Consider the following 12,410-nt stretch of genomic DNA (forward strand, 5'->3'; position numbering starts at 1 on the left):
CGAGCGTATGCCTACTTCAGACCCGAGGATGCCAGCCCGTCGATCACCCGCCGCTGCAGGATGATGAACATGATCAGCACGGGAGCCATCGCCAGGATGCTGGCCGCCATCGCAACCGGATAGTCGGTCGTGCGGTCGCTCAGCAGTGTCGCAAGACCCGCCGACAGCGGCATCTGCGTGCTGTAGCTGGAGACCACCAGCGGCCAGAGCAGTTCGTTCCACGACCACAGCACCGTCGTGATGGCGAGCACACTCATGGTCGGGGTGGCAAGCGGAAGCATGATCCGCCAGAAGATCTGGAACGTGTTGGCGCCGTCCAGACGCGCGGCCTCTTCGAGCTCGGCCGGCATGGCCAGGAATGCCGTGCGCATGAGGAACGTGCCGAAGGCGCTGAAGAGCCCGGGGAGCACGAGCCCGCCGATGCTGTTGAGGAGTCCGATGTTCTGGATGATCTGGTACTGCGACAGCAGGTAGACCTGCGAGGGAACCATCAGGATCGACAGCACCACGGCCAGAAGGATGCCGCGGCCGCGGAACCGAAGACGCGCGAAGGCGTAGCCGGCCATGGTGCACAGGATCAGCTGGGCGACGGTGCGGATGACGGTGATCAGTACCGAGTTGCCGAACTGCTGCAGAAACGGCAGCCGCTGGAAGACCTCGGCGTAGTTGTCCCACTGGAGCTCACCTGGCCAGAACACGGGTGTGACGCTCTGCACCTGTGCATTGGTCGACAGCGACATGATGATCTGCCAGAGGAATGGGAACGCCATGATCAGCGCGCCCACGCCGAGCACGATGTGCGCGGCGACGTAGGATCTGCGTTCGCCGCCGGTACGACGCCGTGGGGCGCGAACGCTCCCGCCGCGACCGGTCACGACGGCTTCGGTCGTCACGCTGTGGACGCGACCATCGATTCGGAGAGAGTCAGTCACTGTGCACCCATCTGCGCTGGAAGCGGAACTGGAGGAAGGTGACGAAGCCGATGATGACGAAGATGATCATCGCCACAGCGGCCGCGAAGCCCTTCTCGTTGGTCACGAATCCGGCTTGGTAGAAGTAGTAGACGAGCGACATGCTCTTGGGCAGCGAGGCGTTGGTCGCGGTCGTACCGAGGATCGCGTAGAGCAGGTCGAAGAGCTGGAAGCCCGCGATCACGGTGATGATCGTCACGAAGAAGATGCTCGGAGTGAGCAGGGGCACCGTGATCGAGCGGAACTGACGCCAACGGCTCGCGCCATCCAGCGATGCCGCCTCGTACAGCTCGGGCGGGATCGTCTTGAGCCCGGCCGCGAGGATGATCATCGAGAAGCCCAGCGAGGACCACAGCCCGACGATCGCGACGGCGAGAATGGCGAAACCGGGCGTGCTGACCCAATACGGCCCCTCGATGCCGAAGAATCCGAGCACGTAGTTCACCAGGCCGAAGTCGCCGTTGAAGATGATCCGCCAGACGAACGCGATCGCGGTGGGCATCGCGACATACGGCAGGAAGAAGAGCACCCGGTACAGCGAGGCGAAGCGGAGGCCCGGAAGGTTGAGGAGGCTCGCCAGCAGCACCGCGATCGGAACACCGAGAAGCACGATCGCCGTGTAGAGCAGCGTGTTGCCGAGTGAAAGGTAGAACTCGGACTCGCCGAACAGCCGAACGAAGTTGTCCATCCCCGCGAAAGCGACATCACCGAAGACGCCGAAGCTCGTGAACGAGAAACCGGCGGTCTGGATGATCGGCCAGATGTAGAAGACGCCGATCCCGAGCACGAGCGGCCCGACGAACACCAGCGCCCACCACCCGTCATTGGTCCGGCGGCGCGGGGTGGTGGGGCCGCTCCTCCCGCTCCGCGAGGGAGCGGGAGGAGCGGCCGTGCGCTCGGCAAGGGTCAACGCGGCTCCTCAGCCAGCGCCGCATCCATCTGCTCCGCGAGTTCTGCGGTCACTTCGGCGACCGGTCGCTCACCGGAGAACGCCTGCGGGAGCAGTTCCGACTCGAGGGCGTTCCACGCAGCGGTGTTGGCGCTCACCGGGAGGGGGCGCGAGTAGTCCACCGCGTCGACGAAGACCTGCAGGTTCGCCTGCGGCATGGATGCGACGAAGGCCTCCTGCGTGCCCTCGTATGCGGGCATGATCGAACCGAATTCGCCCTGCGCGAGCTGTGCCTCTTCGCCGGCCAGGAAGACCTGCAGCGCTTGTGCTGCCTGCTTGTTCTCCGACGACGCGGCGACCACGTTCGCGACACCGTGGATGACGGTGGCCTGCTCCTCGCCCTGCGGGAGCGGGAGTGCGTCCACGCTGTCGGCGAAGGGCACATCGGTCAGCGCGGACCGGAACCAGCTGCCGCCCCAGTACATTGCGAGCTTTCCCGAGGTGAACCATTGGTCGGCCGATGTGTCGGTGAGCTGCGACATCGTGGGGGACCCTCCGGACGCGATCAGATCCGTCCAGAACTGGATGCCGGCCTGGGCCTCCGGCGTGTTGTAACCCGAGCTGTCGCCCTCGATGACCTCGCCGCCGGCCTGCAGGATCGTGTTGTAGTAGGTCGTCTGGCCGTCCATGCCGCCGGCGCCGCCGTAGCTGCCTTCGCCGGCCAGTTTGGTCGAGATCTCGGTGGCTGTTGCCTGGAAGTCGTCCCACGTCCAGTCCGCGGCCGGCAACTCGACTCCGGCGCGCTCGAACAGTTCCTTGTTGACCCAGACGCCGATGGTGTCGAAATCCTTCGGCACGCCGTAGCTCGTGTCGCCGACCGTGTAGAGGTCGACGAGCGACTCGGGGTACTTCGACGGGTCGATGTCACCGGCATCCACTGCGCCCGTGATGGGTTCGATCTTGTCGTTGAGGGCGTAGAGCTGGATGTTCGGACCGTTCATCCAGAACAGATCGGGGAGCGTGTCGCTCGACGCCTGCGTCTGCAGCTTCGTCCAGTACTCGCTGAACGGGGTCACACTCAGGTTGACGGTGATGTTGGGGTAGAGCTCGTTGAACGCCTCGATGCTCTCCTCGATGGCGGGAACCTGGTTCTGATCCCAGAGACCGTAGGTGATCGTGGCGGTCAGGTCGCTGTCGGGTGCGGCGTACTCGGCCGGAGTGGATGGGCCTGCGCCACCGCCGCCGCTGCAGGCGGCGGCCGTGAGGGCGACGGCGCTCGTGAGGGCGAGAGCGCCGAACATGCGACCGGCGAATCGGGACTTTCTCATCGGGTGTTCCTTTCGAACGGGTCGTGCGTGAGGGAGGGATGCGGCGAACGGAAGTGTTCGACCACGTGCTGCGGAAGCGGGGGGACGTCGAGCGGGCGGGACCCGGAGCGGATGGATTCCGCGGCGAGCGCTCCCGCGGCCACGGCGGCGCGGGCGGCGAGCGGCGACACGACGGTGGGCGTACCATCCATGACAAGAGCGAGGAACTCGCGCATCGTCGCCAGGTCGGCATCCTCATGCCCGCTCGCGACGCCGTCGATCGGATATTCGAGATCTCCGGCGACTTCCCACTCGCGGCGGCGGTTCCACACCTTCACGACGCCGCCTCCGGTGTCGCCGATGTTCTCGAGGCGTCCCTCCGTGCCGATGACCGTGTAGTTGCGCCAGTAATCCGGCGTGAAATGGCACTGTTCGTAACTGGCGAGCACGCCGGAGTCGAGTGTCATAAGCATCATCGAGACGTCTTCGACGTCGACGACGGGATTGAGTCCGGTCGCTGCTGCCGGTGGCCAGTTGTCGAACGAGAACCAGTCCGGCATCGTCTCGTCCGGACGCTCGCGTCTGTCCTGGATCTCGCCGTAGACCATGAGATCGCCCATCCCCACCACGCGTCGCGTGTAGGAGCCGGCGAGGTAGTGCACGACGTCGAGGTCGTGACTGGCCTTCTGCAGCAGAAGAGTGTTCGTGCGGGCGCGGTCGGCGTGCCAGTCCTTGAAGTAGTAGTCGCCGCCGTTGCCGACGAAGTGCCGCACCCAGATGGTTTTCACCGCGCCGATCTCACCGCGGTCGATGATCTCCTTCATCCGCCGCACGACCCCTGCGTGCCGGAAGTTGTGGCCGACGTAGAGAACCGAACCGGACTCCGCGGCCGCTACGAGGATGCGGTCCGCATCCTCGAGCGTCGTGGCCAGAGGCTTCTCGAGGTACACCGCGACGCCCGCGCGAAGAAGTTCGACGGCGATGTCGGCATGCGTGTCGTCCGGTGAGGTCACGATCGCCGCATCCGGACGGTCGCCGGCGAGGAGCGCCGAGACGTCGTCGAAGACGGGGACGTCGGGGAACAGCGTGCGCGCCCGCTCCTGGCCGCGCGGCGAGGGGTCGACGGCCGCGACGATCTGCGCACCGGGCCAGGCCAGGGGCACGTGATGCGCGATCACGCTGCGGGCGCCCGTGCCGACGACGGCGACGCGGACGGAGCGCGATCCGGATGCCGGAGACGTGTGCGTCATGGCGGCCCTCACTTCTCTGTGTTGCAATCCATCATGCATCGTGTGAGCGATTTTGTCATCTCTAGTCCTAAATCAAGCATGATCAAACACTAGACATGACCCGGGGTGGCAGCGCAACCGTCCGCGCTCTTTTTAATCAGAGCGAAACATGCACGGGCGCAGGAGCCGGCGTGGGCACCGCGGAACCGTTACTGGGCTGCAGTCGCCCGCCCGGTGGGAGCGATCACGACTTCGACGTTCTCCTTCTCGAACTGCGCTGCCACGCGGGCCGGGAGCGGCGCGTCCGTCACGAGCACGTCGATGTCGTCGAGCGGGCAGATGCGGGCGAACGTGCTGCGGCCGATCTTCGTCTGGTCTGCGGCGACCACCACGCGGCGTGCGACGGAGGCGATGTGGCGACTGGCGTCCGCCTCGCCTTCGTGCAGCGTCGTCGCACCGAGTTCTGCCGTGAGTCCGTCGACGCCCAGCACCGCGATGTCGAGGGAGAAGTCGCGCAAAGACGCGGCGACGAGAGGGCCGATCAGCTCATACGACTGGCGGCGAGGGACGCCGCCGGTGACGACGATCTTGATGTTCTCGCGGACCGAGGATTCGAATGCGATGTTGAGCGCGTTCGTCACGATCGTGACGCCGGGCTCACCGGCGATCGACGACATGCGCTCGCTGCGGCCGAGTGCTCGTGCGACCTCGGTCACGGTCGTCCCGCCGTTCATCCCGACCGTGGCGCCCGGTTCGATGAGTCCTTCGACGGCGCGGGCGATCGCCAGCTTCGCGTCCGCCTGGCGCGCGATCTTGTACTGGAGGGGGAGTTCGTAGCCGGACCCGAGTGCCGAGGCACCACCATGCGTTCGCGTGACGAGCCGCTGCTCCGCCAGCATGTTCAGGTCGCGCCGTGCGGTTGCCGTCGAGACTCCCAGCTGCTCGCCGATATCGGCGATCGAGACGTTGCCCCGTTCACTGATGAGTTCGAGCACGAGATTGAGTCGTTGCTGCTGCTGCATGTCGATCCGTCCCTTTTCACATATGGTGTCACATCACAGGTTGACGGTCGTGATTGATTCTGATCAAATAATCTCTAAACGGTCACTATCGATCGCAAGCTGAAGGAAACCCAAAATGACCCGCACCTACGTCGAGGACGAGATCGCCTCCCAGCCGCAGACCTGGTCTGAGGCTGCCGAGCTGGCGAGTTCGGTGTCCGCCTCCCTGCCGGCTCCCGGCGAACGCGTCGCCTTCGTGGGATGCGGCACGAGCTGGTTCGTTGCGATGGCGGTCGCTGTGCGACGTGAGAGCCTCGGACTCGGCGAGTCGGATGCGTTCGCAGCCAGTGAGTTCCCCGCCGGGCGCGCGTACGACCGCGTCGTGGCGATCTCGCGCTCGGGAACGACCACCGAGGTCATGGAGCTCCTCAGCGCCGTCGACGCACCGACCACGCTGATCACGGCGGTGCCCGACTCGCCAGCCACCGCTCTTGCCGACGCCACGGTCGCGCTCGCTTTCGCGGACGAGCAGTCCGTCGTGCAGACGCGCTTCGCCACGAGCGTCATCGCGCTTCTGCGCAGTCACTTCGGGGACGACCTGACCGAGGCGATCGCCGACGCGCGAACGGCGCTCACGATAGATGTCGAACGGCTGGTCTCCGTGGATCAGTGCACCTTCGTCGCGACGGGTTGGGCCGTCGGCCTCACCAGCGAGGCAGCGCTCAAGACGCGCGAGGCCGCACAGTTCTGGGCGGAGTCCTACCCCGCCATGGATTACCGTCACGGCCCGATCGCGATCGCACAGCCCGGCCGGCTGGTCTGGAACCTCGGGGGAGCGCCCAAGGGACTCGCGGAAGAAGTCGCGGCGACCGGTGCCGAGTACGTCTCACACGACCTCGACCCGCTTGCAGCGCTCGTCGTCGCACAGCGCTTCGCGGTGGCCCTCGCAGTCTCCAAGGGTCTCGACCCCGACCGCCCGCGCTCGTTGACGCGCTCCGTCATCCTGACGTGAACACGTCCCCCGTGATCGGCATCGACGTCGGCGGCACGACCGTGAAGGGCGTCGTCGCAGATCGTGACGGGCTCATCATCGCAGAGGTGCGCCGGCCGACCCCATCGCCCGATCCGACCGGTGCGCTGGTGGTGGATGCCGTCGCGGAGGTCGTCGCGGCTCTCGATGCGGATCCCACCGCACCCGTCGGCGTCGTCGTGCCAGGGATCGTCGATGAGATGCATGGCAAAGCCGTCTATTCCGCGAACCTCGGCTGGTCGGACGTTCCGCTCGCACGCATGCTCAGCGAGCGTCTGGGCCGGCGCGTCGGGTTCGGCCACGACGTGCGCGCTGGCGCACTGGCCGAAGCGCGGTGGGGAGCGGCCTCCGGGGCATCCGGCATCATCGCATTCGTCCCCATCGGCACCGGGATCGCCGCAGCCTTCCTCATCGACGGGCGTCCTGTCGTCGGCGGGGGATGGGCCGGGGAGATCGGACAGGTGCGACTGAGCACGGGACCGCACGCCGGAGCGCGCGTCGAGGAGATCGCCTCGGCCACCGGCATCGCCCGGCGAGCCGGACTCGCCGATGCACGCGTCGTCGCCGAACGCGTGGCATCCGGTGATCCTGCCCTGCGAATCGTGTGGGACGAGACGATCGAGGTCCTCGCCGACGTGCTCGCGGGGCTCACCGCGAACCTGGCGCCCGAGACGATCGTGCTCGGCGGGGGTGTGGCACTGGCCGGCGACACCCTCACCTCGCCTCTCGCTGCGGCGCTGGATGCGCGACTGGGCCCTCTTCGTCGACCCGACCTGCGTACCGCGATGCTCGGCGACCGTGCCGCGGCGCTCGGCGCCGCCCTCATCGCAACGGGTTCCAGCGGATCGAGTTCCAGCGCATCGGGCCCCAACGCATCGGATTCGCGGTGACGGCTCGCTTCGTGACGGTGACCCCGAACCCGGCCGTCGATGTCACCTACACGGTGGACGGCCAGACGGTGGGGGAGACTCTCCGCGTGCGCGACGTTCGACGTCTACCCGGCGGCAAGGGACTGAACGTCGCGCGAGTACTCACGGCGCTGGGGCGCGACGTCGTCGCCCTGCAACCGCTCGGCGGCGATGCCGGCCGCTGGATGACTCGCGCGATCGCCGGAGCCGGACTCGCGTCCGTGCCGTGCCCGATCGAGGGCGAGACGCGTACGACGGTCGCGGTCGTCGACGGGATGAACCATCCAACGCTCCTGGCAGAGCCGGGTCCGACGCTGACGTCTGCGGAGTGGTCGCGGCTGGCCGCGACCGTGGCCGAGACGGCGAATCCCGGTGACTGGGTCGTCATCGCCGGATCGTTCCCGCCGGCGAGCCGTGCCGAGCATCTCGAGCTCATCGTCGACGCGGCGCACGACCGCGGTGCCCTGGTCGCCGTCGACACCAGTGGTGAGATGCTGCGGGCCGCTGTGGGAGCACGCGCCGATCTGATCAAAGCCAACGAGGGCGAGATCCTCGATGCGACCGGCGCCGATGATGCCGTCGAAGGCATGGGGCTTCTCTCGGTCGGCGGTGCCACGGTCATGATGTCGCGCGGCGCCGACGGTTCGGTGCTGCGCGAGCCCGGTGGCTCCGTGATCGAGCAACAGGCGGTTCCTGGTATCGCAGGCAACCCCACCGGCGCCGGCGATGCGTCGACCGCAGGGCTTGTCGCCGCGCTCGCCGAGGGGCACTCCACCCCGATCGCGCTGGCGTGGGCAGCGATCTGCGGCGCCGCGGCGGTTCTCCGCCCCGGCGCGGGCGAGATCGACCCCGATGTTCTTCCCGAACTGGCGCAGCGTCTCGCGCCTGTGGACGGAGCCCTCGATCCTCTTCACCAGAAACGGAGTCAGTCGTGACCCACTCCACCGTCCTCGACATCGTGGCGGACGCCAAGGGCGCCGAGACAGGACTCGGCGCCTTCAACGTCGTCCTCCTCGAGCACGCCGAGGCGATCGCCGCAGGCGCCGAGCGCGCTCAGCGGCCGGTCATCTTCCAGATCAGCCAGAACTGCGTCGCGTATCACGGCGCGTTGGCACCCATCGCCAGGGCGACTCTGAGCATCGCGGACGCGATCGGCGTCCCCACGCTCGTGCATCTCGATCACGCCGACGACGTGGATCTCGTGCACGAAGCCGTCGATCTCGGTATCCAGAGCGTCATGTTCGACGCATCGACCCTTCCCTACGACGAGAACGTCGCGCTCACTCGGGAGATCGCGGACTTCTGCCACGGCCACGGTGTGCTCGTCGAGGCGGAACTGGGCGAGGTCGGCGGCAAGGACGGCGTGCACGCCCCCGGTGCCCGCACGGACCCGGCCAACGCGCACCGGTTCGTCGAGGCGACCGGCGTCGACTGGCTCGCCGTCGCCGTCGGCACATCGCACGCGATGACGACGCGTGAGGCAGCGGTCGATCGTGCGCTCATCGAGCAGCTCGCCTCCACGGTCAGGGTGCCCCTCGTGCTGCACGGGTCGTCGGGGCTTCCCGATCAGCAGCTCGAGGCATCCGTGCGTGCCGGAATGACGAAGATCAACATCTCCACGCATCTGAACGCGCTGTTCAGCGGTGCCGTCCGGGAGCGCCTGGCCGCCGACCCGCGTCTGGTGGATCCGCGCAAGTACGTCGCACCCGGCCGCGCGGTCGTCGCGGACGAGATCGAGCGTCTGCTGCGCCTCCTCCACATCGGATGACGGACCACGACGCCGCTGCGATCGTCGGCATCGAGCCGGCCGCAGAGGCCGACCTGCTCCTGGTCGCCGTGCTCCGAGAACTCGTGCATGCCGCTCGCGAGCCGGCGGAGGATCTCGTCATCTCCGCGGCGGGAGACGAGATCGCGATGGCGATGGCGGCGCTGGTGCCGGAAGCCATGGCGCGACAGCGCGGCATCGGCATCCCCGAGGCCGTCACTCTCGCCACCCTCCGCGATATCGGGCGCAAGCACCGGCTCTACGGCGCCGAAACGGTGGTGCCCTGGCTCGTCGGCATCCTCCGTGGCGACGTCATCCAGGTCGGGCGACTGCAGGTCGAGCGGCGAGCCGGCGCGCACGGGCATGCGCTGCACATCCCCGAGAGCGGTGCCCTGTCGCCGGCGCTCGTCGATGACTCGCTGCACCGTGCAGCGGCCATCACAGGAGCGAAGACCTTCTCCTGCGAGAGCTGGCTGCTCGATCCTCGGATAGGCTCCGCGATTCCCGCCTCGAACATCGCGGGGTTCGCCGCGCGCTTCTGCATCCTCGACCCCGGTGCGGCCAGTGCAGAAGCCAGTGCCGCGGTCGCGAAGTTCGTCTTCCGCCGGTCGCTGTCCGAGGTGCGGGATCCGGCGGTCGTCGTGCCGCGCTCGAGTCTGGAACGGCTCGTCGCCTCGACGCTTCGCGGCGGTGAGGAGTGGACGTCACCCCTGGGCGTTCTGACGACGCCGTGATCGCTTCCCCGCCCGCGGCTGCATAGGCTGAGCGGATGGCCCGAAAGATCGACATCGCCGACGGACGGACGGCGCTGGATGCCGTGCGAGCCGCGACCGCGTCGGATGAGAAGCCCCCGCGCACAGCGCTCGCGACTGCCGTCCGGTATCTGCTGCAGCTGCTCGACGAAAAGGCACCGGGAAACAGCGTGGAAGTGCGCGTGCCTCCGTTCGGCGCCGCGCAGGTCGTGCAGGGTCCGCGCCACACGCGAGGAACGCCTCCGAACGTGATCGAGATGGATGCTGCGACCTGGATCGCGCTCGCGACCGGCCAGGAGACATGGGCGGCTGCTGTCGCGGCGGGCCGCGTGCAGGCATCCGGCACCCGCGCCGACCTGGAAGGGTTGCTGCCGCTGCGGCCTTGAGTCGGAGGAGCCGACGGCTAGTATGGTTAGGCATTCCTAACTTCCCCTCGTCAGATCGGTCAGATCCGCATGCGCCGGCCCTCCTTCTCACTCGCCTCCACGACGGCGACGCTCCTCACCGTCATCGCGCTCGTCGCGCCCGCATCCCCTGCGTCCGCCGCGGCACCCGACTCGTCAGTCGAATCCGTGACGCAGTGCGAGATCGCCGGCGGCGATCTGACGTGGGGTTTCAAAGAGTCGTTCCGGTCCTACATCTCCGGCACGATCGCGAACGGCACCTGGGAGGCGACGGATGGTGCGACCTATGAGACGCCGTCGTTCGGCTGGTCCGATGTCTCCGGAGAGTTCGATCCCGAGACGACGTCCGGTGCCGCGGAGTTCAGCGGTGCCGTCCACTTCACGGGGCACGACGGCCTGCTCGACACCGTGATCGCGAACCCGACGCTCGTCTTCGCCGAGGACGGCACAGGGACGCTCCTGCTCGATCTGAGCAACCTGACCATGGAGGACGCTCTCGCCGGCAACACCGACAACGTGCAGACGATCACGCAGGCGTCGTTCGTCGCGCTCGACCTCGCCGCCGCCCCGCTTCAGCTCGGCGAGGACGGCACGACTCTCACGGCGACCGCCGTGCCCACGACCATCACGCAGGAGGGGTTCGACGCCTTCGGCACCTACGAGACCGGTACGGCGTTCGACCCGATCAGTGTGACGCTCACGCTCGACTGCCCGGAGGAGGAGGCCGAGGTCGTCGCGACCGCCGCCCCGACCGACGAGCCGGTTGCGGCGCCGCGAACACCCGGCGGCGCCCCCGATGCGAGCTGGATCGGATGGCTGGTCGGTATCGCCCTGGCGGCGGCGCTCATCGCCGTCGTCGTGTGGCTGGTCCTGCGTCGTCGTCGTGTGGCGGCGATGGGGTCCGCTGACCCGGATTCCGCTGACCCGGGCTCTGTTGACTCCGCTTCCACGGATGCCGACGGGGAGGGCTCGTCGCGATGAGACGGATCGTCCCGGCCGCCGCCCTGCTCGCGCTGGCCGCCGCGCTCCTGACGGGCTGCACGGATGCGGTCGCCGGAGCGAATGCCGAGACTCCGGTGGGGCCACCCGTCGCCGCGCAAGTGCCGCTGCCGCTGCTGGACACTCTGCTGGATGACCCGAAGTCGTACGTCGGCGCCTCGACCGCGGCACTCTCGGATGCCGCGATCGTGCCGGTCGAGAAGAGCCCGGCGCAGGCGCTGCCGACCACGGTCACCTCCCACGACCTGGGCGGCGATACCGAGGTGGAGGTGGTCGACACGTCCCGGGTGGTTGCCATCGACCTTGCCGGTTCCATCGCCGCGACCGTGTGGGGTCTCGGATTCGGCGAGACGCTCGTGGGCGTCGATCAGTCCGCCACCTTCCCCGGCACAGAGGATCTCGCGGTCGTCACATCCGGCGGGCACACGATCAACGCAGAGTCGGTGATCGCACTGGCACCGACGCTCGTCATCGCCGACGGCACCATCGGCCCCCGCGACGTCGTGGAACAGCTGCGCGACGTCGGCATCACTGTCGTGACCGTGCACAACGGCGCATCCTTCGACGGCGCATCCGCGCTCGCACGCGATGTGGCGGCGGTCTACGGTGCTCCGCAGGCCGGAGAGAAGCTGGCCGCCCGGATCGCTGACGAGGTGGCGGCTACGACGGCTGAGATCGGCATGATCGCGCCGACCGGCGACGACCGCCTGCGCATGGTGTTCCTGTACCTGCGCGGGTCCGCCGGCGTCTATTACCTGTTCGGAGAGGAAGCCGGGGCGAGCCAGCTGATCGAAGGGCTGGGCGGCGTTGACATCCCCACGGAGCTCGGATGGGGTGAGCTCACCCCGCTCACCGATGAGGCCATCGTGGCCGCCGACCCCGACCTGATCATCGTGATGACGAGCGGACTCGAGTCGGTCGGGGGTGTGGACGGCCTGCTCGCCGACAAGCCTGCGATCGCGCTGACCACCGCGGGGGAGAACCGTCGTTTCGTCGACATGGACGACGGCGTGGTCCTGTCGTACGGTCCGCGGGCAGCCGACGTGCTCGACGCGCTCGCCCGGGCGGTCTACGCTCCAGAGCCGACCGGCTCGTGAGCGCGCCGCCATCGGCCGGCTCGGGCACCGGCCGCTCGGGCACAGGCCGTTCGGGCAC

At 68.0% G+C, this 12,410-nt stretch carries 13 protein-coding genes; 8 read left to right on the forward strand and 5 right to left on the reverse strand.

Features of this window, described 5'->3' with window-relative positions:
• Window positions 1–11 precede the first annotated feature (11 nt).
• The 5 genes from HD600_RS07580 to HD600_RS07600 all read right to left on the reverse strand — a co-directional run bounded on the left by HD600_RS07580 (window position 12) and on the right by HD600_RS07600 (window position 5,418).
• Complete coding sequence (locus tag HD600_RS07580) at window positions 12–893, reverse strand: carbohydrate ABC transporter permease (protein WP_338402180.1); 882 nt, start codon at window positions 891–893, stop codon at window positions 12–14.
• Between the two features lie 31 nt (window positions 894–924).
• A complete protein-coding gene (locus HD600_RS07585) occupies window positions 925–1,881 on the reverse strand; it encodes a carbohydrate ABC transporter permease (RefSeq protein WP_184282699.1) in 957 nt (318 codons plus the stop codon).
• Window positions 1,878–3,188 carry an ABC transporter substrate-binding protein gene (locus HD600_RS07590; protein WP_184282701.1) on the reverse strand — a complete coding sequence of 437 codons (1,311 nt, stop codon included), beginning with the start codon at window positions 3,186–3,188 and terminating at the stop codon, window positions 1,878–1,880. Before HD600_RS07590 ends, HD600_RS07585 begins: the two co-directional genes overlap by 4 nt.
• Window positions 3,185–4,417 (reverse strand): Gfo/Idh/MocA family protein, encoded by a 1,233-nt coding sequence (locus HD600_RS07595; protein WP_184282702.1) that lies wholly within the window; start codon window positions 4,415–4,417, stop codon window positions 3,185–3,187. The genes HD600_RS07590 and HD600_RS07595 overlap by 4 nt, the downstream gene beginning before the upstream one ends.
• A gap of 188 nt (window positions 4,418–4,605) precedes the next feature.
• Window positions 4,606–5,418: a DeoR/GlpR family DNA-binding transcription regulator gene (locus tag HD600_RS07600; RefSeq protein ID WP_184282704.1), complete on the reverse strand. Its 813-nt coding sequence runs from the start codon at window positions 5,416–5,418 to the stop codon at window positions 4,606–4,608.
• Window positions 5,419–5,533: 115 nt separating this feature from the next.
• Between HD600_RS07600 and HD600_RS07605 the strand changes: the two genes are divergently transcribed.
• The 8 genes from HD600_RS07605 (at window position 5,534) to HD600_RS07640 (ending at window position 12,352) form a co-directional block, all read left to right on the forward strand.
• Window positions 5,534–6,409 carry an SIS domain-containing protein gene (locus HD600_RS07605; protein WP_184282706.1) on the forward strand — a complete coding sequence of 292 codons (876 nt, stop codon included), beginning with the start codon at window positions 5,534–5,536 and terminating at the stop codon, window positions 6,407–6,409.
• On the forward strand, window positions 6,406–7,317 hold the full coding sequence (locus HD600_RS07610) for an ROK family protein (RefSeq protein ID WP_184282708.1): 912 nt from the start codon (window positions 6,406–6,408) through the stop codon (window positions 7,315–7,317). The genes HD600_RS07605 and HD600_RS07610 overlap by 4 nt, the downstream gene beginning before the upstream one ends.
• A complete protein-coding gene (locus tag HD600_RS07615) occupies window positions 7,314–8,270 on the forward strand; it encodes a hexose kinase (RefSeq protein WP_221421528.1) in 957 nt (318 codons plus the stop codon). Before HD600_RS07610 ends, HD600_RS07615 begins: the two co-directional genes overlap by 4 nt.
• Window positions 8,267–9,103 carry a class II fructose-bisphosphate aldolase gene (locus tag HD600_RS07620; protein WP_184282710.1) on the forward strand — a complete coding sequence of 279 codons (837 nt, stop codon included), beginning with the start codon at window positions 8,267–8,269 and terminating at the stop codon, window positions 9,101–9,103. The genes HD600_RS07615 and HD600_RS07620 overlap by 4 nt, the downstream gene beginning before the upstream one ends.
• Window positions 9,100–9,834 (forward strand): acyltransferase domain-containing protein, encoded by a 735-nt coding sequence (locus HD600_RS07625; RefSeq protein WP_184282712.1) that lies wholly within the window; start codon window positions 9,100–9,102, stop codon window positions 9,832–9,834. Before HD600_RS07620 ends, HD600_RS07625 begins: the two co-directional genes overlap by 4 nt.
• A 35-nt stretch (window positions 9,835–9,869) precedes the next feature.
• Window positions 9,870–10,238, forward strand: coding sequence for a sterol carrier family protein (locus tag HD600_RS07630; protein WP_184282714.1), 369 nt, complete (start codon window positions 9,870–9,872; stop codon window positions 10,236–10,238).
• Window positions 10,239–10,307: 69 nt separating this feature from the next.
• Complete coding sequence (locus tag HD600_RS07635) at window positions 10,308–11,237, forward strand: HtaA domain-containing protein (RefSeq protein ID WP_184282716.1); 930 nt, start codon at window positions 10,308–10,310, stop codon at window positions 11,235–11,237.
• Window positions 11,234–12,352 (forward strand): heme/hemin ABC transporter substrate-binding protein, encoded by a 1,119-nt coding sequence (locus tag HD600_RS07640; RefSeq protein WP_184282718.1) that lies wholly within the window; start codon window positions 11,234–11,236, stop codon window positions 12,350–12,352. Before HD600_RS07635 ends, HD600_RS07640 begins: the two co-directional genes overlap by 4 nt.
• The last annotated feature ends 58 nt before the right edge of the window (window positions 12,353–12,410 follow it).

Source organism: Microbacterium ginsengiterrae (assembly GCF_014205075.1).
GTDB lineage: Bacteria > Actinomycetota > Actinomycetes > Actinomycetales > Microbacteriaceae > Microbacterium > Microbacterium ginsengiterrae.

Coding starts and splice junctions, on each gene's coding strand:
- HD600_RS07590 (WP_184282701.1), bottom strand. CDS start 3,188: ATGAGAAAGTCCCGATTCGCCGGTCGCATGTTCGGCGCTCTCGCCCTC.
- HD600_RS07595 (WP_184282702.1), bottom strand. CDS start 4,417: ATGACGCACACGTCTCCGGCATCCGGATCGCGCTCCGTCCGCGTCGCC.
- HD600_RS07600 (WP_184282704.1), bottom strand. CDS start 5,418: ATGCAGCAGCAGCAACGACTCAATCTCGTGCTCGAACTCATCAGTGAA.
- HD600_RS07605 (WP_184282706.1), top strand. CDS start 5,534: ATGACCCGCACCTACGTCGAGGACGAGATCGCCTCCCAGCCGCAGACC.
- HD600_RS07625 (WP_184282712.1), top strand. CDS start 9,100: ATGACGGACCACGACGCCGCTGCGATCGTCGGCATCGAGCCGGCCGCA.
- HD600_RS07630 (WP_184282714.1), top strand. CDS start 9,870: ATGGCCCGAAAGATCGACATCGCCGACGGACGGACGGCGCTGGATGCC.
- HD600_RS07635 (WP_184282716.1), top strand. CDS start 10,308: ATGCGCCGGCCCTCCTTCTCACTCGCCTCCACGACGGCGACGCTCCTC.
- HD600_RS07640 (WP_184282718.1), top strand. CDS start 11,234: ATGAGACGGATCGTCCCGGCCGCCGCCCTGCTCGCGCTGGCCGCCGCG.